The 22,645-nt window shown below is 35.3% G+C and carries 27 protein-coding genes, 1 pseudogene and 1 riboswitch; of the genes and pseudogenes, 2 read left to right on the top strand and 26 right to left on the bottom strand.

The annotated features are described in order from the left end of the window. Nucleotides 1-43: 43 nt before the first annotated feature. Complete coding sequence (locus tag HMPREF1865_RS08330) at nt 44-1,390, bottom strand: VanW family protein (RefSeq protein WP_060919807.1); 1,347 nt, start codon at nt 1,388-1,390, stop codon at nt 44-46. A 106-nt stretch (nt 1,391-1,496) separates the two neighbouring features. Here HMPREF1865_RS08330 and HMPREF1865_RS08325 point away from each other — a divergent pair, with 106 nt between their 5' ends. Next, a complete protein-coding gene (locus HMPREF1865_RS08325; RefSeq protein WP_060919806.1) occupies nt 1,497-2,507 on the top strand; it encodes a site-specific integrase in 1,011 nt (336 codons plus the stop codon). A 60-nt stretch (nt 2,508-2,567) separates the two neighbouring features. On the opposite strand, the gene HMPREF1865_RS08320 is transcribed toward HMPREF1865_RS08325, so the two are convergent. After that, nucleotides 2,568-2,876, bottom strand: a complete 309-nt coding sequence (locus tag HMPREF1865_RS08320; protein ID WP_042977698.1) for a LysM peptidoglycan-binding domain-containing protein — start codon at nt 2,874-2,876, stop codon at nt 2,568-2,570. Between the two features lie 254 nt (nt 2,877-3,130). Here HMPREF1865_RS08320 and lexA point away from each other — a divergent pair, with 254 nt between their 5' ends. Then, on the top strand, nt 3,131-3,802 hold the full coding sequence (gene lexA / locus HMPREF1865_RS08315) for a transcriptional repressor LexA (RefSeq protein WP_024061662.1): 672 nt from the start codon (nt 3,131-3,133) through the stop codon (nt 3,800-3,802). Nucleotides 3,803-3,863: 61 nt separating this feature from the next. Here lexA and HMPREF1865_RS08310 read toward each other — a convergent pair whose 3' ends face one another. From HMPREF1865_RS08310 to HMPREF1865_RS09430, 24 genes and pseudogenes are all read right to left on the bottom strand, one after another. Continuing rightward, complete coding sequence (locus HMPREF1865_RS08310) at nt 3,864-4,799, bottom strand: bile acid:sodium symporter family protein (RefSeq protein ID WP_024061663.1); 936 nt, start codon at nt 4,797-4,799, stop codon at nt 3,864-3,866. Nucleotides 4,800-4,810: 11 nt separating this feature from the next. Then, nucleotides 4,811-5,653 carry a pantoate--beta-alanine ligase gene (panC, locus tag HMPREF1865_RS08305; protein WP_060919805.1) on the bottom strand — a complete coding sequence of 281 codons (843 nt, stop codon included), beginning with the start codon at nt 5,651-5,653 and terminating at the stop codon, nt 4,811-4,813. Nucleotides 5,654-5,725: 72 nt separating this feature from the next. After that, nucleotides 5,726-6,118, bottom strand: coding sequence for an aspartate 1-decarboxylase (panD, locus tag HMPREF1865_RS08300; RefSeq protein ID WP_060919804.1), 393 nt, complete (start codon nt 6,116-6,118; stop codon nt 5,726-5,728). Between the two features lie 272 nt (nt 6,119-6,390). Beyond that, nucleotides 6,391-7,278, bottom strand: a complete 888-nt coding sequence (dapA, locus tag HMPREF1865_RS08295) for a 4-hydroxy-tetrahydrodipicolinate synthase (protein WP_060919803.1) — start codon at nt 7,276-7,278, stop codon at nt 6,391-6,393. A 21-nt stretch (nt 7,279-7,299) separates the two neighbouring features. Next, entirely contained in the window at nt 7,300-8,331 is a 1,032-nt protein-coding gene (locus tag HMPREF1865_RS08290; RefSeq protein WP_060919802.1) for an aspartate-semialdehyde dehydrogenase, read from the bottom strand. 23 nt (nt 8,332-8,354) lie between these two features. Continuing rightward, entirely contained in the window at nt 8,355-9,152 is a 798-nt protein-coding gene (dapB, locus tag HMPREF1865_RS08285) for a 4-hydroxy-tetrahydrodipicolinate reductase (protein WP_060919801.1), read from the bottom strand. 76 nt (nt 9,153-9,228) lie between these two features. Then, a riboswitch (Lysine riboswitch) is annotated at nt 9,229-9,401 on the bottom strand. 41 nt (nt 9,402-9,442) lie between these two features. Next, nucleotides 9,443-11,107, bottom strand: a complete 1,665-nt coding sequence (gene recN, locus HMPREF1865_RS08280; protein ID WP_060919800.1) for a DNA repair protein RecN — start codon at nt 11,105-11,107, stop codon at nt 9,443-9,445. Nucleotides 11,108-11,111: 4 nt separating this feature from the next. After that, complete coding sequence (argR, locus tag HMPREF1865_RS08275; protein ID WP_004695825.1) at nt 11,112-11,567, bottom strand: arginine repressor; 456 nt, start codon at nt 11,565-11,567, stop codon at nt 11,112-11,114. A gap of 330 nt (nt 11,568-11,897) precedes the next feature. After that, the gene (mnmM, locus tag HMPREF1865_RS08270; RefSeq protein ID WP_060919799.1) at nt 11,898-12,473 is read right to left on the bottom strand and encodes a tRNA 5-(aminomethyl)-2-thiouridylate-methyltransferase MnmM; all 576 of its coding nucleotides are present in this window, start codon (nt 12,471-12,473) and stop codon (nt 11,898-11,900) included. Between the two features lie 24 nt (nt 12,474-12,497). Beyond that, nucleotides 12,498-13,382, bottom strand: coding sequence for an NAD(+)/NADH kinase (locus HMPREF1865_RS08265; RefSeq protein WP_024061669.1), 885 nt, complete (start codon nt 13,380-13,382; stop codon nt 12,498-12,500). A gap of 9 nt (nt 13,383-13,391) precedes the next feature. Then, nucleotides 13,392-14,195 carry a TlyA family RNA methyltransferase gene (locus HMPREF1865_RS08260; RefSeq protein ID WP_008713910.1) on the bottom strand — a complete coding sequence of 268 codons (804 nt, stop codon included), beginning with the start codon at nt 14,193-14,195 and terminating at the stop codon, nt 13,392-13,394. Next, nucleotides 14,192-14,671: a divergent PAP2 family protein gene (locus HMPREF1865_RS08255; protein WP_004695814.1), complete on the bottom strand. Its 480-nt coding sequence runs from the start codon at nt 14,669-14,671 to the stop codon at nt 14,192-14,194. Before HMPREF1865_RS08255 ends, HMPREF1865_RS08260 begins: the two co-directional genes overlap by 4 nt. Before the next feature lie 28 nt (nt 14,672-14,699). Further along, on the bottom strand, nt 14,700-15,578 hold the full coding sequence (locus HMPREF1865_RS08250) for a polyprenyl synthetase family protein (RefSeq protein WP_060919798.1): 879 nt from the start codon (nt 15,576-15,578) through the stop codon (nt 14,700-14,702). Between the two features lie 9 nt (nt 15,579-15,587). Further along, nucleotides 15,588-15,794: an exodeoxyribonuclease VII small subunit gene (gene xseB / locus HMPREF1865_RS08245; RefSeq protein WP_060919797.1), complete on the bottom strand. Its 207-nt coding sequence runs from the start codon at nt 15,792-15,794 to the stop codon at nt 15,588-15,590. After that, nucleotides 15,769-16,992, bottom strand: coding sequence for an exodeoxyribonuclease VII large subunit (gene xseA, locus HMPREF1865_RS08240; RefSeq protein WP_060919796.1), 1,224 nt, complete (start codon nt 16,990-16,992; stop codon nt 15,769-15,771). The genes xseB and xseA overlap by 26 nt, the downstream gene beginning before the upstream one ends. A gap of 2 nt (nt 16,993-16,994) precedes the next feature. Further along, entirely contained in the window at nt 16,995-17,948 is a 954-nt protein-coding gene (locus HMPREF1865_RS08235) for a Kae1-like domain-containing protein (protein WP_060919795.1), read from the bottom strand. Next, nucleotides 17,948-18,352 carry a transcription antitermination factor NusB gene (nusB, locus tag HMPREF1865_RS08230; protein WP_060919794.1) on the bottom strand — a complete coding sequence of 135 codons (405 nt, stop codon included), beginning with the start codon at nt 18,350-18,352 and terminating at the stop codon, nt 17,948-17,950. The genes HMPREF1865_RS08235 and nusB overlap by 1 nt, the downstream gene beginning before the upstream one ends. After that, nucleotides 18,342-18,737 carry an Asp23/Gls24 family envelope stress response protein gene (locus tag HMPREF1865_RS08225; protein WP_004695803.1) on the bottom strand — a complete coding sequence of 132 codons (396 nt, stop codon included), beginning with the start codon at nt 18,735-18,737 and terminating at the stop codon, nt 18,342-18,344. Before HMPREF1865_RS08225 ends, nusB begins: the two co-directional genes overlap by 11 nt. An 11-nt stretch (nt 18,738-18,748) precedes the next feature. Continuing rightward, nucleotides 18,749-19,129 (bottom strand): Asp23/Gls24 family envelope stress response protein, encoded by a 381-nt coding sequence (locus tag HMPREF1865_RS08220; protein ID WP_004695801.1) that lies wholly within the window; start codon nt 19,127-19,129, stop codon nt 18,749-18,751. A 135-nt stretch (nt 19,130-19,264) separates the two neighbouring features. Continuing rightward, nucleotides 19,265-19,822, bottom strand: coding sequence for an elongation factor P (efp, locus tag HMPREF1865_RS08215; protein WP_004695799.1), 558 nt, complete (start codon nt 19,820-19,822; stop codon nt 19,265-19,267). Nucleotides 19,823-19,837: 15 nt separating this feature from the next. Continuing rightward, nucleotides 19,838-20,911, bottom strand: coding sequence for a M24 family metallopeptidase (locus tag HMPREF1865_RS08210; RefSeq protein WP_004697030.1), 1,074 nt, complete (start codon nt 20,909-20,911; stop codon nt 19,838-19,840). Nucleotides 20,912-20,981: 70 nt separating this feature from the next. After that, nucleotides 20,982-21,680 (bottom strand): pseudouridine synthase, encoded by a 699-nt coding sequence (locus HMPREF1865_RS08205; protein WP_008713895.1) that lies wholly within the window; start codon nt 21,678-21,680, stop codon nt 20,982-20,984. Further along, nucleotides 21,680-22,318 (bottom strand): alpha-ribazole phosphatase, encoded by a 639-nt coding sequence (cobC, locus tag HMPREF1865_RS08200; RefSeq protein WP_004697091.1) that lies wholly within the window; start codon nt 22,316-22,318, stop codon nt 21,680-21,682. The genes HMPREF1865_RS08205 and cobC overlap by 1 nt, the downstream gene beginning before the upstream one ends. A 7-nt stretch (nt 22,319-22,325) precedes the next feature. Beyond that, nucleotides 22,326-22,645 (bottom strand): annotated as a pseudogene (locus HMPREF1865_RS09430) (pyridoxal phosphate-dependent aminotransferase); the annotation flags it as partial.

Genomic DNA, 22,645 nt, shown 5'->3' with positions numbered 1-22,645 from the left:
TACAATGGTCAATAGTTTAGGCTATATTTCATAAAAGCTATAGTTATGATTTCTTTTTATCTGTTTTCTTAGGTGGCGCTTCAGGTGTTGCAGGCATTGTAATAATCGTATCTACAGGGTCATATACAGACTCAAAGGAATCAGTTTGAGTAACCCAGTTACCATATGTAATGGTTCTATACGTATTCATTTTTAAGCCTACATGGCCCTCTTGTACCTCTTTTTCTTTTAAAGATGGATCTACCTTAGTTATTGTTTTATTTGGAATCTCACCATAATCGCCTACAGAGATAGATACATTTTTTGGTTTATCTTCAGCTGTACCTATAATGTAAATAGTTAACGTACCATTATTCATAACACTTAAGATATAAATAGAATGTTGGTACGGATTTCTAAACTTAAAGTCTAAATAGCCCCAAGCTACCGTAGCATCTCTACCAGCTTGAATATATCCAACTGGTTCAAAATGAGGTGTACGTTCAACAATATTCATACCAGATAATAAAGCTGTATTAAAAATAGTAGAACTCACTTGGCAAATACCGCCACCAATGCCTGGAACTAATTTGCCATCAATCATAACAGGCGCATCATCATAGCCAGCTTCTGCAGTACGTTCGCCTACTACATCGTTAAAGGAGAATTGTGCACCGGGCTTAATGAGTGTACCATTTATCTTATCAGAAGCTAATTGGATATTATGTGTTCTGCTTTCATTACTTGGATTATACTCCGTTGTGAAAGATGCTAATACAGTATTTAAAGGTTTTAGATCAGTATCAGTAACTTTTACCGTATTCTGCGTAGTAAATACCATAGAAAGAGAATTTATACTATCGCTAGTTTGTAGATCATCTTTTAGCTTTTTCAGGGTGGCATCGATATCAATACGTTTGCCTTCTTTTGACGGATGTATTACTACTTGTCCATTTTCAACAGTAAGATAGGCATCATGGCCAGGTGTATCTATTGTTTTTGCTAACTCAGTGAGATATGTTTTACCCTTTACTTCGTCTAACTTATATTGTGGTTTAAAATGATGACCATAAAATAAACCATTAAATCTATGTGACAATACTGTCCACATATCATCCTCATAGCCATATGTGGAAATAGCTTTTACCATAGCCTCTGTATCGAATTGAATACCTAAATCATGATATGTGGCTTGTTGTTTTTTATTATTTCCCATATCGATAGATATAGTCTGAGGTATCTTATCATTCACCTCTTGTAAACGTGCTTGTAATTCGTTCTTTGGTGTATTTGATAGATCTGTATCATTATAATATACACCATAAGAAATATTTTCTGTTGGAATGTATGAGCAACCACTTGTACCCAAAAGAACGAGTACTGTTCCTATTAATATGTATTTCTTCGTCATGTATTCGTAAACGCTCCCGAATAAGTTATTATATTCTCTAATTATAGCATATAAAGATCTAATCTATGGTACAATTATATTGATATTTTATGGGTAAGGATGAATTATGTCAAAGTCTAAGAAACAACAAAAACATTTCTATTTGCGCAATAACGATGCGCTTATGAATAGTAAAAAGTTGTCTATGAAAGCAAAACAAAGCATATTGTTATCTAAGGCTGAAAACACTGTTGATGCTTACGAATCGGATTGGGACGATTTCGTAGATTGGTGTACTTATCAAAAGGTATCTTATTTTCCAGCTACACCAGAAACAATAGTAAATTATATTAACGATCTAGCAGATTATGCAAAGGCAAATACAATTTCACGTCGTATTAGTGCTATATCTGAAAATTTTAATGCTTCTGGCCAAAGAGATAATCCATGTATGGCTCCTATCGTTAAACAGGCCTTACGTGGTATTAGACGATTAAAAGGAACATTCCAACAAGGAAAAACCCCAGTTTTGTTAGAAGATATTGAAGATATTATAGACTGTATGACTAAGCTAGATGTGCCGGAACTTCAATTATTGCGCGATAAAGCTATTCTTTTGATTGGCTTTATGGGTGCTTTCCGGCGCAGTGAGATTGCAGCTATTACAGTAGAAAATCTTCAATTTTCACCACAAGGTGTTGAAATCTTTGTAGCATCCTCTAAGGCCGATCAAGAAGGTCAAGGTGCAGTGGTAGCTATCCCACATTTATCTGGTTCTCCGTTAGATGCAGTACGAGCCTTACAACAATGGTTACGTGCTTCTGGTATTACTGAGGGACCTGTATTTAGAGGGTTTACAAAAAATATGTCTTTACGTAAAACAGCTATATCCGATAAGATGATTGCAGAAATCGTAAAGAAATATATTTCTCTTATTGGTCTAGATCCGACCATGTATGGCGCTCATAGTTTACGTCATGGCTTCGCAACGACTGCAGCAGCTTATGGTGTTGAGGAACGTAATATTATGCGACAAACTCGCCATCATAGTGTTAATATGGTTCGTCGTTATATTAATGAAGCCAATAAATTCGTTGATAATCCTATCTCAACGATCTTTGAGAAACGATTTAGATAACAAAAAGCAGCTAACTCAATTGAGTAGCTGCTTTTTTGCGTGGGATATCCCCATATATATTTAGTTTTGAGCCACATAGTCCAAAGCTCTAACTGGACTATCAATTTTTTTAGCTGGCACTTTTAATACTGTACCAGGTACAAGTGCACCAGAATCGCTAATATTGTTAAGTTCCTTCATGGCATATACCATTTCACGAACATCCATATCTTTATGAGCTGTACGTGCTGCAATGTCCCACATTGTATCTCCTATTTGAACCTTTACCTCACGTACATTATGTGTATTTACCTCTGTTGCAGGATTTGACATATTATAACCAAATAATACTGTTAAGCACATTCCTACCATCATCAATATATTTTTCATCTCATACCTCACATTTACATCGAACATAATATCTGAGAACATTTGTTTGTTTACATGTTTATAATAGCACACGAACGAATGTTCGGTCAAGTGTTTAAGAACAAATGTTTGCAAAAACTTTCAAAATTTCCTATAATAGGGATATAAGTTAAATAAATACCTTATGTTTTTATTATATAGTATGATATGAGTTATTTTTTACGCATAGAAATGTTAACATTATTTTTACATTAGATTGGCTTTGGAGGTTTATCGTGAGACGCCCTGCTACAGATATCAATACAAAACAGCGCCGTATATTAGAATTTATAAAAGATTCATTACATAATGAATATCGTTGTCCTACAGTTCGTGAAATCTGTACACATGTAGGGCTAAGTTCTACTTCCACCGTTCAATCTCACTTAAATACTTTAGAAAAATTTGGTTATATTAAACGTGATCCCAATAAAAATCGTGCTATTACTGTATTAGAAGATACTAAACCTTCTATTTCAGTAGCCGGTAATGAAACGTCTAGCTCTGATAACTTTGAGTTTTTAGGGGCTGGACTTAAACAAGTACCTCTTATCGGCACTGTACAAGCAGGTATGCCTATTACTGCAGTAGAAAACCTAGAGTCCACGCTTACATTGCCAGTTCAATTGACTGGTGATTCCGATTGTTTCTTGCTTCGTGTTCAAGGCGAATCTATGATGAATATCGGTATGTATGAAGGTGATATGCTCATCGTGCGCCATCAAAATACTGCTAATAACGGTGATGTTGTTGTTGCTCGCATTGATGATGAGGCTACCGTAAAACGTTTTTATAAAGAAAATGGTCATATTCGTTTACAACCTGAAAATGATGATTTTGCTCCAATCATTGTAGATGATTGTCATATTGAGGGCCTTGTAATCGGTCTTGTACGAGATAGAATATAAGCAACAAAAAAAACGGCAACATATTGTTGCCGTTTTTTTGTTGCATGTATAAAGTTTATTTTTAATGTAAACTATTTTCTCTCCGTAGAGTAGCAAAAATAGCACCTGATATATTATGCCATACACTAAAAATAGCCCCTACTAGCGTTGCTAATGGATTTAATGCAAAATTTGTTGCTGCCAATGTTACGGCTAAACCACTATTTTGCATTCCTACCTCTATTGCTAGCGCTGTAGTTTTATCATATCTTAATTTAAGCAGTGCTCCTACACCTAATCCTAGTAGTAGACCTAGTATATTATGTATACCAACAACAATAAGTGTTTCAAGCCCAGAAATCAATAGTTTCTCTTTGTTAATAGCAATAATGGCTGCTATTAACAGTATAATAGCAATCATTGAGAAGATTGGACTAATGCTGGTTAAAGTATTGATATGTGATTTACATACATATTGGATTACTGCGCCCAATAAGATTGGCACAATAATAACTTTTACCATGGTAATCATCATAGGTAGTACTTGAACATCTACCCATGCGCCACCGATATATAAGATTAATAATGGTGTAACTATGGGAGCTATTAATGTTGAAGTAATTGTCATTCCTACAGATAAAGGGACATCACCATTGGCAATATAGGTTATAACATTACTGGCTGTCCCACCGGGACAACAACCTACTAATATTACACCAATAACAATATCCGGTGATAAGGTAAATATATGGCAAATTCCCCAAGCTAATAGAGGCATTATCGTATATTGTGCAAGTACACCAATACAAATATCTTTTGGATGCCTAAGGATACTACATAAGCTTTCAAACTTAATAGTAAGCCCCATTCCAAACATGGCTATACCAAGTAAAAATGGTGTATAAGCGATTGCCCAAGTAAAGTATTCTGGTACTATATAGGCAATACATGAAAAGCCTAGGATTATAAAAATTAAGTATTTGGAAAGAACGTTGTTGAGTGCAAGTAAATGATTCATAACTTCTCTCCTTAATTTGGATCGTATGAGAAGTTATCGATAAGTCGTGTAGAACCAATATATATAGCCATAGCCACTAATACTGGGGCAGTAACCTCTTGTACAGGTTGCATAGTCTTAGCATCAACAACTGAAATATAATCTATTTTAGCAAGCGGTTCGGTTTGTATTGTTTCTGTCATAGTATCAATGATACATTTAGCAGGACAACCATATTGTATAGTTTGTTTTCCCAATTGAATAGCTTTATACAATATGGTAGCGGCTTTCCGTTCTTCACAAGATAAATATGTATTACGAGAAGATTTTGCTAAACCATCTTCTTCACGAACAATGGGAACGCCAATAATATTAACAGGAAAATTTAAATCAAAGACCATTTTACGTATAATTGCTAATTGCTGTGCGTCTTTTTCACCAAAATACGCATTTGTTGGTTGAATAATATTAAAGAATTTTGCCACCACAGTGCAAACGCCTTTAAAGTGAATTGGTCTGCGAATACCACACAATGTATCAGATAAATCCGTAATATTTACAAATGCTTTTTTATCTTGGTACATTTCCTCCGGATTTGGAGCAAAAATAAGATCGACACCATGTGATTCACATAACTTTTTATCGCTATTAATATCACGAGGGTAAGTACTTAAGTCTTCATTTTCTCCAAATTGAATAGGATTTACAAATATAGAGACAATGACCTTATCGTTATTTTTTCTAGCTTGATCTATTAATGCAGCATGTCCTTCATGTAAGAATCCCATGGTTGGTACAAAACCAATTGTGTAACCTTCTTTTCTCCAGCTATTTACTGTATTCCGTACATTTTCGATAGTTGTTATAAATTCCATTATATTCCTCCGTTATATTGTAAATACGAAGATAGTCTCCTATACAGTCTACTGTAATTCGATCAATGACAATTATTTTTGATCAACTAATAAACCATGTTTCTCATAGTTTTTTATATGACTTATCTTGTTATTGTTATCTACAAATACAACGAGAGGCTTATGGCCCTCAACTTCGCTTTCATCAAGCTGTGCATAACACATGATAATTATCTTATCATGTACTTGTACATGTCGTGCGGCAGCACCATTTAAACATATAACACCACTACCTGCTTCTCCGGCAATAGTATATGTACTAAAACGTGCTCCATTATTGATATTTACAATTTGAACTTGTTCATATTCTCGTATTCCGGATGCATTCAATAAATCTGTATCAATTGTAATGCTCCCTACATAATCAAGCTCTGCTTGTGTCACAGTAGCTCTGTGAATTTTACCTTTTAACATTGTTAGTATCATGCTAAACTCCTTGTGTTTTAAATGTACCCGCCATATTGGTCGGTTCGAACTTTCACAATTTGTCTGTTTATCATGAATTAACAGTAGACTAGAGTATAGTTAAAAATACTATCTCCAGAGAAATTATACCATAATTATAAATTTTTACATTAAAATACAATTAATATAATACAAATAATGTCACTCTAATCAAAAATAACAGTAAGATTGTATTATAAAATAAAAACCAGTAGCTACAATGTAGTTACTGGTTTTTATTTTATACTGATATTTTATTTTAGATATTCTGCTAATGCTTTATCAATATATGCTGCTTCATCAGACGTCGGTTCACACATTGGTAAATTAAATTTTCCCACAGGTAAGCCAATTTTACGGGCTGCATATTTAACAGGAATCGGATTTGTGGTAATGAACATCGCTTTTATAATTTCTGATAAAGCTTGATGAATACGAATCGCTTCGTAGTTATGGCCAAATTCATAAGCTTGAATCATAGCATTCATATCTTTGCCTGCTACATGAGATACTACAGATACGACTCCACATCCTCCAATAGATAACATCGGTAATGTAAGACCATCGTCCCCACTATATACCATGAAATCATCTCCAGGCATTAAACGCTTAATTTCAGAAGCAATCATTAAATTACCACTTGCCTCTTTGATAGCACAAATATGTGGATATTCGTTATGTAGTTGTACTAAGGTAGTTGGGAAAATACCTGTCCCCACACGACTTGGTACATTATACACCATAATTGGCAATGTAGTAGCTTCTGCAATAGTTTTAAAATGCAAATATTGGCCTTGTTGGTTAGGTTTATTGTAATAAGGTACTACAACTAGCAAACCATCGATACCATCGATTTTAGAGACTTCCTTTACAAAGTCTGCAGAAGCTTTTGTATCGTTACTGCCTACATTGGCAATAATCGAACCTTTATGTCCACATTCTTTTGCAATCGCATTAAATAGAGCTAATTTTTCGTCTCTAGACATAGTTGGGTTTTCACCCGTTGTACCACAAACTACAAGACCATCAGAGCCATTATCTAACAGATAATTGGCGATATCTATACAATTTTCAATATTTACAGATCCATCACTATTAAAGGATGTCACCATAGCTGTTAACACTCGACCAAAGGTTTTCATATATATCCTCCCCTTGATAGACTAAAATGCCTGTTTTTCCACCAAGTACTCAGCAATTTGCAACGCGTTAAGAGCTGCACCTTTACGAATTTGATCCCCTACAATCCAGAAGTTCATACCTTTGTCATTATATAAGTCTTTACGAATACGACCAATTTCACAGTCGTTTTGATTAGATGTATACAATGGCATAGGATAAATTTGTTCAGCAGGATTATCTTTAACTTGTAAACCAGGGAATTTTTCACATGCTGCTTTGAAAGCCTCCACAGATACAGGTTCTGCTGTTTCTACCAAAACGGATTCCGAATGGGAGCGATATACAGGAACACGAACTGTAGTTGGAACTACTTGAATTGTTTCATCATGAAGAATTTTTTGCGTTTCGTAAACCATCTTCATTTCTTCTTTAGTATAATCGTTTTCTAAGAACACATCAATTTGTGGCAATAGGTTAAACGCTACCGGATAGTGTTTAGGAGCTGAGCCTGTTGGTAATAAATTTGCTGTCATTTCTTCGCCTGCAGTATATTGTTTTACTTGATTTTCAAGTTCTTCAATACCTTCTTTACCTGCCCCTGATACAGCTTGATATGTACTTACAACTACACGTTTAATTGGAGAAATATCATGAAGAGGTTTTAATCCTAAACTCATTATAATTGTAGAGCAGTTAGGATTTGCAATGATACCTTTATGTTTCAAAATATCCTCAGGATTAACTTCTGGTACTACGAGTGGAACTTCAGGATCCATACGAAAAGCACTAGAGTTATCGATTACAATAGCACCGCGTTTAGCAGCTTCTGGCGCTAATGTCTTAGATATAGAGCCACCTGCGAATAACGCAATATCAATATTATCAAAAGACTCAGGTTTTGCTTCTTCTACAATATATGTTTTACCATTCACAGTAAGTTCTGTACCTGCAGAACGAGCGGAAGCTAATAGTTTTAAGTTTTCATAAGGAAAGTTACGTTCTTCAATAAGTGTAATAAATTCAGCACCTACTGCACCAGTAGCACCTAGAATTGCAACATTAGGTTTTTTCATTGATACATCTCCTTGCACAAATATTATAAATAATGTTCTAAACCGTATGTTAAGCCAGTTTTAGAACTAATTTTTTTACATGCTAATACTACGCCTGGCATAAAAGATAAACGGCTTAAGCTATCATGACGTATGGTTAATGTTTCATCATAACCACCAAATAATACTTCTTGATGAGCCACATAACCTGGAAGGCGTACACTATGAATTGTTACATCGTCAACCTTAGCACCACGAGCACCTGGTAAGCTTTCACGAGTCAAATCCTCATCAGCAGTTACCTTAGCAGCTTGTTTAGCATCGTTAATCAATTTAGCTGTTAAAATAGCTGTGCCAGAAGGCGCATCGTATTTGTGATTATGATGTAATTCTATAATTTCTACATTAGGGAAATATGGAGCGAGCTCTGCAGACACTTTCATCATCATTACCGCCCCAAGAGAAAAGTTTGGCGCCACTAAGCAATTCGCTTGATTGGAACGACCTATTGTATCAAGTTCATCACGTTGTTCTGCGGTCAATCCTGTAGTACCGATGACTACATGAATACCAGCGGATAACATTTTCTTCGCGTTTTCATAAATAACTGCAGGATTAGTGAAATCTACAATCACATCAGGTTTATTTGTATCTAATACCTCATCAATGGAGGCATTCATCTTGATACCTAATTGTTCGATTCCTGCTACAGAGCCTACATCTTCCCCTGCCTTAGTCGGATCAATACCACCAACTAATGTTAAATCAGGATCGTTATGTACTGCTTTGACCACTTCACGACCCATTTTGCCGCCAGCGCCATTTACCATTACTCGAATCATATATACCTCCAAAAAAGCCAGTGGATGCATCCACTGGCCTTATAGATTATATAGCTATATATACTCTTATGAAAAGCTCAATGATAGCACTCCACCAATACAAGATTGATGACAGTTGTCTATCTATTAAATAGACAACCAGAACGATGAGTCGCAATCATCGAACTTCGGCAAGCATCCCTTTTATCATGGATCAATGCATGCCTACTCCTCATGATTACTCTTAATACTCGCACCTCTATCAACATATTCATTTAATACTATTAGTATAAGTAATTATGCGATTTTAGTCAATTAAAATGGTCAATAAGTTCTTTCGCCGCCGCAAGTGCTGTAGCAGACATTCCCTTACCAGACATCATAGACGCGATTTGTGTTACTCGTTCGTCCTCATTTAAGACTACTAATGTAGAGATTGTACGATCATCTTGCTCGATTTTAGATAGATGATAGTGTTGTTTCGCAATACTTGCAGTTTGAGGCAAATGAGTAATACAAAATACTTGATTTGTTCTAGATAAATTAAGTATTTTTTCTGCCACCTTAAGTGCTATATCACCACTGATACCAACGTCAATTTCGTCAAATACCATCGTTTTAAAAGCGTCACTACGGAATACTGATTTAAAGGCTAATGCAATGCGAGCTAACTCACCGCCAGATGCTACTTTATGTAGAGGTAATAACTGTTCCCCTTTATTCGCAGAGAATAACATTTCAATAGACTTTGCACCTAATGAGGATAACTCAGTCCCCTCTTCAATATGAAAACGAATATCCCCTTTGGGCATCCCTAGATCCACTAATTCTTGATGTAAGGCCGTAGCAATCTCTTTTGCATTTTTTTGACGTACCTCGTGTAAAACTGTTAACGCTTCTTCTGCTACCTTTTTTGCTTCTTCAAGACGTGTTTCTAATTCATCTTGAGCAAATACAAGGCCTTCTAGTTCTTCTAAACGAGATTGCGCCTTTTCTTCGTATGCTAGAATATCTTCTACGGTTTCACCATATTTTTTCTTTAAGCTATAAATTGTGGTATCTCTGTCTTGGCAATACTTATAACGCTCTTCATCGTAGCTGATAGTATCCCTGTAACGATCTAAAGATTGTGCAGCTTCTTCTAGTTGGAAATAAGCAGAGTCCACCATTTCTGAGACTTCTTTTAACTCGCTGTCATATTTTACTAGATCATTAACCTCTACCTTAATCGAGTTAATCGTATCAAGTAATGGTTGACGTCCATTATAAAAGACATCATAACAAGAACCTAATACCTTATCGATATGTTCAAAACTGTCAAGACGCTTAAGTTCTTCAGCAATAGTTACATCTTCACCAACACTCAGACTAGCATCTTCAATTTCGTCGATTTGGTATCTAAGCATATCAAGCTCCCGGGCTCGCTCAGACATATTTTCTTGTAAATGATCTACATCTTGTTTTGCTTGCTTATACATTTTATACGCATCAATATAAGCTTTATAGGCTTCTTTTCCTTCTTTATTAAAAGTATCTAAATATTCATGATGTGTATCAGCGTCTAGTAAACGTTGGTTGCTATATTGTCCGTGAATATCTGCTAAGTATTGACCAATCTCCTTTAAAGCTTTTAAAGGTATTGGTTGATCATTAGCCAATATACTAGATTTGCCATTACGGTTAAAGGATCTTGATAGAATTAACTGGCCTTCTTCTATCATGATATTTTTAGACTCTAATAGGTCTTGAATACTTTGGTGATTAGCAATATCAAATATTCCATCAATAACAAAACTATCTTTACCGTGACGAATAAACTCGCTACTTGCGCGTTCTCCTAATAGGATACTAAAGGCATCCATAAGAATGGATTTCCCTGCCCCAGTTTCGCCGGTAAAGATAGTAATGCCATCATTAAATGAAATATTCATTTGCTCAATCAACGCAAAGTTGCGAATGCTCATTTGCGTTAACATATTATTAGTCCTTCATTAAATCTTGAATTTTCGCTAAAATTGCTGGAACTTCAGCTTCGGATTTTGCAATTAACAAAATAGTATCGTCCCCTGCTAATGTACCAATAATTTCAGTCCATTTTGCATGGTCGATAGAAAATGCTACAGATTGAGCAGAACCAGGGATTGTATGTAATACAACTTGGTTTAAACTGTGATCAACCTTAATCAAAGAATCTTGGAATAATCGGTTAATACGACTACGAGATAAAACTACATTTTCCTCTGGAGATAATGCATAACGATAATGTCCATCGCCTGTAGGAATTTTGATTAACATTAATTCCTTAATATCACGAGAAACTGTAGCTTGTGTAACTTCAATACCTTCTTCTAGTAAAGCCGCAGCTAATTCCTCTTGTGTTTCAATCGCCTTGGACTGCACGATCTCTTTAATTTTGTTATAGCGATAGCGTTTCATTTTGAACTCCCTTTTTTAAACCTTGCACATAAAAGAGAATAGTATCTTTCTGATAATATTATACCATATATTCATAATTAATATATGGTATAAATCGCATATATTATACGTCTTATGCATATTATATTAATATTTAAAATATTGTTAATATTCTATATATTGATAACGTGTAAATTCATAGCTCATAAGGTTCATCTATTTATAGGGAATTATAGGGAATTAATAATTTAAAAATAAAAAAATATACATGTATAATTAAAATCCCCTATAAAGGGGGTTTTACTAACTGAGTATGAGTTTTATTCATAATGAATAAAGATATATTTCGTTTTATCGTTTTTGCAATATAAATAACTCAGGTGGATTATGTATTTGGTTCATCGGATGCCAATGACATACATTATATATTTTCTGATCTAAATCTGATAAATACGTTTTAAGAGACTGCATTTCTTCAAATCCCTCTGTTGTTCCAGGGTAAGCAACTATTGTGATAACTCCAGACTTGGAAAGTTTGTGTAAACCTTCATTTATGGCATCAATGGTTTGATGCGGTTTTGTTACAACTTGGTGATTTCCTCCAGGTAAATATCCTAGGTTAAAAATCATTAAATCAATAACTTCATCCTTTAATTGATGAGCTACCGCCAAATCATGAGAGTCATGAATAAACGTTAAACTCACTTCTGGCGCAATATCATTTGATTGTAAAAGCTCCTTGCTAGTTTTAATAGCTTTCATTTGAATATCAATTCCATATAGATGGCATGCTTTTTGTGCCCGTTTAGAAAGGTATAAAAGATCATGTCCATTACCACATGTAGCATCTACTACCACTTTGGCATTTTCCATACATCTATCCCAGATTAAATGTTGGAATTGAACAGCATTGTTAATGTTAATCACAAAACCACCCCACTTGAGATTTGGTTATAACAATTCATCTCGACGAGATGCTAACTTTTTAAATAGTGTACCAAAGAAACATTGATCCTTGAATCGTACAAATAAACAATATACAGGGTTAGAGCTTATATGTAAGGTTTCTTTATTTGTAAAAGTATAGTCAAATGTACCATCAATACAAATATGTAATTGTGGTTCTCTTTCCGGCATTGTAATTTGAATCGTATCATGTTCCTCTAAAACAAGGCTTACACCTTGAATTAAATGTGGTGCTACTGGGGTGACAATGATAGATCGATTATCTGGTTTCATGATTGGACCACCAGCCGATAGATTATAGCCGGTAGAACCTGTAGCAGAGGAAATAATTAAACCATCCGATGGATACATTTGCGTATGTTGATTATTTATGGACATATTAATTCGAGCCATTTTAGCAGGTTCAGCACGAGTGATAACAATTTCGTTAATGATAGGAACTAGTTCTTCCTCTTTACCCTCATGACGTTCGATATAAGCATATAAATGTCCGCGCTTTTCAATATTATAATCACCATTAGCAATACGTTTAATATGACTTTGCATTTGATGAATTTCAATTTGATTTAAAAAACCTAGTTCGCCAAGATTAATACCACAAACAGGTACATTATATGGATAAATTTGTCTTGCAAGATGGATGATGGTACCATCACCACCAAAACTAAAGGCAATATCTATTTGTTTGAAGATTTCTGGGCGACTTAAAATATGAGTTTCAGGAATCTTAAGTACTCGTGCAGGTGCATCTGATTCGAGATCATCTGGCAAAAATACTTCGATACCTTCATCTTTACAAATATGTGCAGCCATTTTTAAAACTGCCATAATATTGCTTTTCCCCATATTGGGGAAGAATCCGATACGCATAGTAATCTCCTATAATGAATGGGCTTCTGCAACCACTGTATCAATCAAAGTATCATCAATGGTTAAGGCCCCTTCTTCGTACTTTTTAAAATAACCTAAAAACTCTATATTACCTTCCATACCTTTAATTGGTGAGAAAGTTAAGCCATGTGTATACAATCCACAATCATACGCAACATGTAGAATACGATGTAATACTTCTTTATGGATTTCACTATCTCGCACTATACCGCCCTTACCAACATTTTCTTTACCAGCCTCAAATTGTGGTTTTATTAAGGCCACAAGTGAGCCCGTATCTTTTAATAAATTAGTAGCTACTGGTAAAACTTTGTCTAAAGAAATAAATGCTACATCAATAGAAATAAAATCAACAAGTTCACCTATTTGTTCAGCAGTAACAGTACGGATATTTTGTTTCTCCATATTAATTACACGTGAATCTTGGCGTAATTTCCAAGCTAATTGATTATATCCTACATCGATGGCAAAGACCTTAGACGCACCGTTTTGTAATGCGCAATCTGTAAAACCACCTGTACTAGCTCCTATATCAATCATCACAGCCCCATGTAAATCGATAGGATAAGTTTGAATAGCCTTTTCTAATTTAAGTCCTCCACGGCTTACATAAGGTAGGGTATTGCCTTTTACAATAATATTAGCATCCGCAGGAATCTTGGTGCCTGCTTTATCTATGCGCGTAGTATCCATAAATATAAGGCCCGCCATAATAGCTGCTTTTGCTTTTTCTCTACTTTCAAAAAGGCCTCGATTAACGAGGAGTATATCTAATCGTTCTTTATTGTTCATATTACACCATGATAAATACAATAAAACTGAATAAAGGCCACAAGAATACCGAGAATTAAACCACCAAATACTTCGATAGGTGTATGTCCCAACAACTCTTTTAATGCTTCTTTACGTGTAATGACAACAGGTATATTCTTTTTGGTAAAATAATCTACAATTTGATTAAGTATTTGAGCTTGTCGTCCTGCCTCTAATCGTACACCAGACGCATCATACATAACAACAATTGAAAATACTAAGGATAATATAAATAGATCCGTTACACCATTTTTAAGGTAAATTGCTGTTGTTGTAGCAATTACAAATGATGTATGTGAACTTGGAAAACCACCAGATCCAACAAGGCGCTCTGGTCGGAATTTACCATGTCTTAAGAGTTGCCATACAAATTTGATAGCTTGAGCCGTAAACCAGCCCCAAAATGCAGCTTGTGCGATATAATTATGTGCTATTTGTGGTAATATATCAATCATTGTTTATACCTTCTACAGGTAATACCCATTAATTCGTACGTTTTAAAAGATAATCAATTAATGCTGATAGTATAGTTGTATCATAAGAAACCAAGTTTAACGCATCATGAGCTTGGCTACCTACTAAGTAGGCTTGATGTTTTGCTTGCTCTAAACCTAGTAAAGATACATAGGTAGATTTATGTTGGCGAATATCACTACCAGGTGTTTTCCCTAATTCTTCAATAGTACCGGTTACATCTAAAATATCATCAGTAATTTGGAATAATAATCCCAGGCAATTAGAATATTCCATAAGGAATGTTCGCGTAGTATTATTAGCACTTCCAAGAATAAGACCTAATTCTACAGAAGCGTTAAATAGTGCACCTGTTTTACCAGTATGTAAAACCTTTAATTCTTCTAAAGGAATATGTTTATCTTCACTGAGCAAATCAAAGGCTTGTCCCCCAACCATACCTTCTGGACCAGCCGCAGTAGCAACACATTTTATAGCATCTAGTTTTTGCTGTGCACTAGCAACTGTATTTGATGTCATCAATTGAAAAGCATATGTTAATAACCCATCACCGGCTAAAATAGCAAGTCCCTCACCGTATACTTTGTGATTGGTCAAATTACCTCTGCGATAATCATCATTATCCATAGCTGGTAAATCATCATGAACTAATGAATACGTATGGATACACTCCATAGCACATAGAAATTCCTTATAATCAGCTGGCTCTTTATGAAGCATTTCCAACACAGCCTTAGTTAAAATAGGTCGTATTCGTTTGCCACCTTGCATTAAACTATAATTCATAGATTCATAAAGTTGTTCAAATTCTTGATTTGGGCTATTAAGTACTTCGCCTAACCATTGTTCAATATTTTGTTTGCTAGATGCTAAATAATCTTTGAACATAGAATCTCCTTATTCGCTGATGCGGACTTCTTCGATAATTTGTTGTACTTCATCTTCAATAGAATCGAGCATTTCAGCACATTCTTTTACCAAAGTTAAGCCCTTTTTATATTGTGATAAAAGCTCAGAAATGGTCATATTCCCATCATCTAATTGCTTAACAATATCTTCTAAGGCCTTATATTTTTTCTCATAACTTTTTAGTGATGCGGCCATCCTTGTGCGCCTCCTTTACCGTAGCAGTAATATAACCATCAGCTAGTGTAACTCGTATATCGTCATTTGCTTGTAATTGGGCAACCGAAGTAATAGGTTTGTTATCATGCTCAACCTTTGCAAAACCTTTAATGATCATTTGTAATGGATTTAGCGACTCTAACTGTTGTGCCAATAATACTAAGCTATGTCTCTCTGCATTACATCGTTCTTTAGTTGCATTCGTTAGAGTTTGTGAAAGCTCTTGTAAGTGTGATTTTTGCTTATGTAAAAATTGCAGAGCTGGAATGCCAAGTTTTCGATTAAAGAGCAATGTTAAATCTGTACGTTTTTGTTGTAGTGTATAGCGTATATATTCGTGTAAATACTCTTCTTTTTCTGTCAACTGATCTTGTAATGTAGTAATTGGAAGCACTGCCATTTCTGCAGCATGGCTAGGCGTAGCACCACGTACATCAGCTACATAATCACATAAGGTGTAATCTGTTTCATGACCTACCGCCGAAATAATCGGTGTATGAGCATTATAAATTGCCTCTACAACAGCTCTATCATTGAAACACCACAAGTCCTCCATAGATCCACCACCACGACCAACGATGATGACATCAATATCTGGATCAGCATCTGCCGTAGCAATTCCTTTTGCTATAATTGGGCCTGCGGTACTACCTTGTACAGGAACGAAAAACAATTTAAATTGAACTAGTGGATTGCGTTGTTTACTAACATGTAGAATATCATGTAATACAGCACCAGATTGGGATGTAACAATACCAATGCAACTCGCCATATAGGGTAAACCTACTTTATGGCTATCATCAAAGTACCCCAAAGCAGTTAACTCTCGTTTTAGAGCGTCAAATTCGAGCTGTAACGGACTTTTAGCACCTATTTGCATATCTGATGCAATGAGATTTAAACGGCCCATTTTATTGTAAAAGTTAACAGATGCTTTTACAGTTACTAATAAACCATTTTGAATGGCATTAGCTAGTCCCTTTTGCATGACTGTACTAGACCACATTGTCACATCAATAGCAGATTCCTCATCTTTTAAAGAAAAATACATATGACCACTGCTATGACGTTTTGCATTAATAATGGTACCACTTACATATACATTCTTTAATAGATATTCACGATCTAAGGTACGTTTTATGAGATTGTTTAATTGTGTAATGGTTAATACATTCACGATTATCCTCTAGATTCTTGTAAATAAGCAGCACCAAAAGCATTACCTGTGGCATTATCAACAGAGAATTGTGGTTGCGCCACATGTAATTGGAGATGATTTCGTTTACAATAGGTTTCCATCCGCTTACGAAGTAAACTATTACTCATCACACCACCTACAGCAATGAGTGCACGTACAGGTTTCTCTTTAGTATAATAAGTAATCATTTTTTCTAGAGCATTTCCAATGGAAGTAAAAACAGCTCTAGCTAACTTAGATTTATCTATATCACTCATAGCGTTATTTATACGCCGCATAGCAGCACTACAAGGACCGGCAAAGCTAATCCATCCGTCTTTTACAGATGATGGCAATGGTTCATATTCTGTAGTTTGTAATGCTAATACCTCTAAATGTTTACCTGCAGGAAATGGTAAGCTCAACGCGACACCTATGCGATCAACATATTGCCCCCCTTGTAAATCTTTAGAACCACCAACGATGTGAGATTCAAAAATACCGTTTCCTTGATAATGGCAATATACTAGTTCTGTCGTGCCACCTGATAGATGTAATGCCAAAAATGGCTCATTAGGAATATTTTTTAAATCCCTCAAAGCTGCTAATATATGATTCTCTTGATGTGCAAAAATATGTAAAGGCACATTCAAAAGATGACTCAAGGTTTGCCCCTGTCCTAACCCGACCATAAAGGCAGGCATATAAGAGCGTTCTTCACGGCGCGGAAAGCCACTAACACCTATACCGCTAATTGGTACCTGAGGCAACTCTGACATTAACTTAGGCAATGCCTTTGTATGCTGAAAGACCATATTTGATTGTTGTAGTCCTCGCTCACCTAGTTTTACCTCTAAGATTTTACGTGCTTCCCCTACTATGTGAAAGTCGCTATCTACAATGGCACAACTTGTAGTGTAACAACTCGTATCAATGCCTAAGTAATATCGTTTCATTATTTACTCTTATTATATGCGTCTAAGATTGCATTAATTAATTTATAAGATGCATCAGAGCCAAACTCTTTAGCTAATTGAATGGCTTCATTAATAGCAATAGATGGCTCTAAAGGTTCCACTTTATTAGTCATTTCCCAAACAGCAATACGTAAGATAGAACGATCCACCTTATCTAAATTTGCTACTTTACGAGATTTACAGAATGGCTGTAATGTGGCATCAATTGCTTCAACATTTGATAGTACACCCTCTATAATACTATTTGCATATGCTTTATCCATTGCTTTATGAATGTTTCCTTCGGGAAATTGAACATCATTTTGATCAGTATGAAATTCATTGGCATATAACATTTGGAATGCGTATTGACGAGCCTCTCGCCGATTTCGCTTAGTTACCATGTAAAACTGGCTCCTTTTCTTTTACAATACCTTCAATATGCACATCAACCTTAATATGATCAAGATCTAGCATATTTTTTAAGGTTTGTTTGATTTCTAATTGCAATTGTTTCGATAATTCAATGAGATTATATCCATACAATGCTTTAATATAAATGTTAATTTCAATAAAACCTTTACGATGCTTTACATTGATACCAGGTAAGCTACGCTGACCAAAAGCATGGGTAATACCCTCTACCAACTCATCGTAAAAGCGTGGGCTTAAAGAATGAATACCAGGAATGGTTCCTAAAGTTTTTGTTGCTACATCAATGATGACAGAATCTGCAATATCAATGGTATCCGTGTCTAAACCATAATTTAATTGATTATCTGAACTCATAGAGATACCTCCTATGGCTGTTGAGGTGTTACTAAATCATCAAAAATAATGTCTTGTACAACTACATCAATAGTTTGAACCTCAATTTCTGTATAAGAGACTAAAGCAGTTTTAATGCGCTCTTGTAGACGTAAAACAACATCAGGAATACGATATCCATACTGAATGCACACATATAGTGTAACTGATATTGCTCCTTCATCGTTAAAGGATATCTTAACACCTTCATGATCGGATTTACGTCTAAAAAAAGTGTTAACGCCATCATTAAAGGTGGAACTCATATGATGAATTCCCTTTGTGTCAAGCGCTGTCATTGTTACAATTGTAGCATATACATCATCGTTAATCTTAATCTTACCCGACTCTAGTTCAGTATTTTTCTTGGTCATACTGGCCTCTTTCAAAAAAAGCACCTGTCCCTATATATAATTACATAGACGACAAGTGCTTAAAGTGCAAATGTTACGATATATGGGGAATAAGATTCCTTAAAAAGATCTTGCCCCAATACATATCAATGAGTATTAGGCACGTTCGATGTATTGTCCTGTACGAGTATCAATACGAAGTACATCATCTACTTCAATGAAGAGAGGTACTTTTACAGTGTAGCCTGTTTCTAATACGGCTGGTTTATTACCACCAGTCGCAGTATCGCCACGGATACCAGGATCTGTTTCAACTACGCGAAGTTCAACAGCTACAGGTAAATCGATACCGATTACGATACCTTGGAAAAACATGATGGATACTTCCATATTTTCAAGAAGGAAGTTTTTAGCATCACCTAATTGTTCAAGGGTAAGTTCAACTTGATCATAAGTTTCGTTATCCATGAATGTATAAGAGCCATCAGATTCATATAAGTATTGCATACGACGACGATCAACATGTGCTTTAGGCACTTTTTCACCTGCATTAAATGTACGCTCAACTACAGAACCAGTTTGCAAGTTTTTCATTTTAGTACGTACGAATGCAGCACCTTTACCTGGTTTAACGTGTTGAAAATCAACTACTTGCCATACATTACCGTCAATTTCAACGGTTACACCTGGACGAAAATCATTACTGGAAATCATCTAACTCTTCTCCTTCTAAATACCTATTTCAATTAACTCTTTTGGACTATGTGTCAACACCTCATAGCCGTCAGATTTGACGATGACACTATCCTCTATTCTCAATCCGATAGTACCTGTTATATAAATGCCAGGTTCTACCGTAATGATCATATTTTCTGTAAATACCGTATCGGATTTAGTATTGGCTACTGGTTCTTCGTGAATCTCAAGACCTACGCCATGCCCAGTACCATGATTAAATTCCTTGGTATATCCATGTTCTTTAATATAATCACGACAAACTGCATCAAGTTCTTTACCAGTAATACCAGCCCGAACTGCAGCTACGCCACGTTTTTGTGCTTCTAAAACTATACCATACAGGTTCTTTTGTAATTCAGAGGCAGGCCCCATTACAATAGTTCTAGTCATATCAGAATGATAACCCTTATATACTGCACCAAAGTCAAAGGTAACAAAATCACCTGCTTCAATGACCTTATCACTGGCTACACCATGAGGCATACTAGAACGATTACCAGAAGCAACAATGGTTGCAAAGGAAGGTTCCTCTGATCCACGTTTTAACATTTCTGATTCTAATATAATGCGCGCTTCGTTTTCTGTCATCCCTACCTTTAGTTGTGGTAGCAAGGCAGCAAAAGCACCATCACCAATTTTAGCAGCTTTACGCAATAAGTCTAATTCATCTTCACGCTTAACCGCACGTAGTTTTGCAAAATTGATAGATGTAAAATTAAAGCGTTCATCTAATGTATCACATAAAGTTTCATACGTATCCACAGGCATTTGTTTGCCTTCTATACCGAATAAACCTTCGTGAATATGATGTTCATTGAATATATCTATAAGAGTGTCCATAACAGTTGTTTCATATTGAATAACTGTGTACCCTTCACATTGTTTTGTTGCTTGTTCAGTATATCTGAAATCAGTAATCATAAAGGCTTTATCTTGAGTAATGATAGCAAAGCCTGTAGTACCAGTAAAGCCTGCAAAATAATGTAGATTTATAGGGCTTATTAAAATGACGCCTGTTAATTCTTGCTCTTTAATATACTGTTGTAGCAGATTTAATCCATTCATAATCTTGCTCCTAGTCTATAAAGTACAATTAATCTTACCATAAAATACCTATATTGAATAGAATTTTATGCTATTTTTTAAAGCCCTCTATCTGTTCAACGGTCAATTCCATTGCAGAACCAACCTCTTCAATGCCACTTAAATCAATATGACCAATCGTAAGACGTTTCAAATATGTTACAGTACCACCTGCAGCACCAATCATGCGCTTAACTTGATGATACTTACCTTCTTCAATTGTTACATGTACTGAATGTAACGATACAAATTCAATTTCTGCCGGTTTACATTGCGTACCATCTCCAAGAAGAATTCCCTCTTTAATACGTTGTATACCTTCATCAGATAGCGTTCCTTCAAATTCTACGTAATAAACCTTAGGCACATGTTTATTACCATTGATGATAGAATGTCCCCACACACCATCATTAGTTAATAGTAAAAGTCCTTCTGTATCCTTATCTAATCTGCCTACTGGAACTACTCCCATTTTTATGAATTCTGGAGGGAGTAAATCCATAACAACAGGGTGACTAGAATCTTCTACGGCGGTAACATAGCCCTTTGGCTTATGAAATTTTACATAATATAGTTGAGTAGTACTAACAATCTTACCATCAACAGCAACTATATCAACATCAATATCAATATGAGTATCTTTTTTCGTTGTTATACTACCATTGATGGTAACCCTTCTATCTTTTATGATTTGATGGACTTCTTTTCGACTACCATAAGCTTTATTGGCTAATAATTTATCTAGTCGCATTATGCATGACCTTGTAATACATCTACGTGTGCTGTATCATTGAGCAAGTTTAAAATATTATGATCAAATTCTCCCATGCCATTATAGAATATACGATTTATTGCTGTATTACCTTGACTAAAATTCCAACAATGACTAATGGAAATATCTAATAATTTACACAATAATGTTCGTATAGTTCCACCATGACAAGCAATGAGAAGTGTTTCCTCCTCATTATTAACATTGATGAATTCCTCTAGACCTGCCCATGCACGGTCTTGTAAATTCTTAAAGCTTTCACCATTAGGAACCTTAACTAGATGTGGTCGCAAATACATTTCATCTATCAAACCAGGCCAACGATCTTCGATATCTGAAAATAACATAGCTTCCCAATCACCAAAATTAAGTTCTCGTAAGCGTTTATCTACCGTAATAGGAGTAGTACGTTCACCGCGAATGACTTCAGCTGTAACTAAAGCACGACTCAAATCACTAGATAATATGCGATCAAATTTAACATCTTTAAGAGCCTGACCACATGCCTTTGCTTGATTTAAACCATTTTCATTAAGTGGAACATCTGTGATGCCTTGGTATTTTCCCATTTTGTTCCAATCAGTTTCACCATGGCGCACAATATACAATGTTTTCATAGTCTTCCTATACTTTCAAAATATCTGTTAATTTTTCTACTAACTTAACATTAGTATCATGATCTTTTATTGCAACGCGAACCCATTGATTATTTAATCCCATATAAGAATCACAGTTGCGAACAATCATATTATATTTTTTAAGCGCTTCATTAATCGACTCTGCTGTTATTCCTTCTTGTTCAATGTGGAACAATATAAAATTAGCTGAAGGCGGATATACAGTAATACCATTTATAGTATCTAATGAGTTATACATAAAAAGTTGCTCTTCATGTAATACTTGTTTTGTTCGTTTCACATACTCTACATCATTCAAAGCCGCCT

Source organism: Veillonella parvula (assembly GCF_001553335.1).
Taxonomy (GTDB): Bacteria; Bacillota; Negativicutes; order Veillonellales; family Veillonellaceae; genus Veillonella; species Veillonella parvula_S.
The sequence above is the reverse complement of the archived record's forward strand: the minus strand, read 5'-3'. Positions and strand labels throughout refer to the sequence as shown.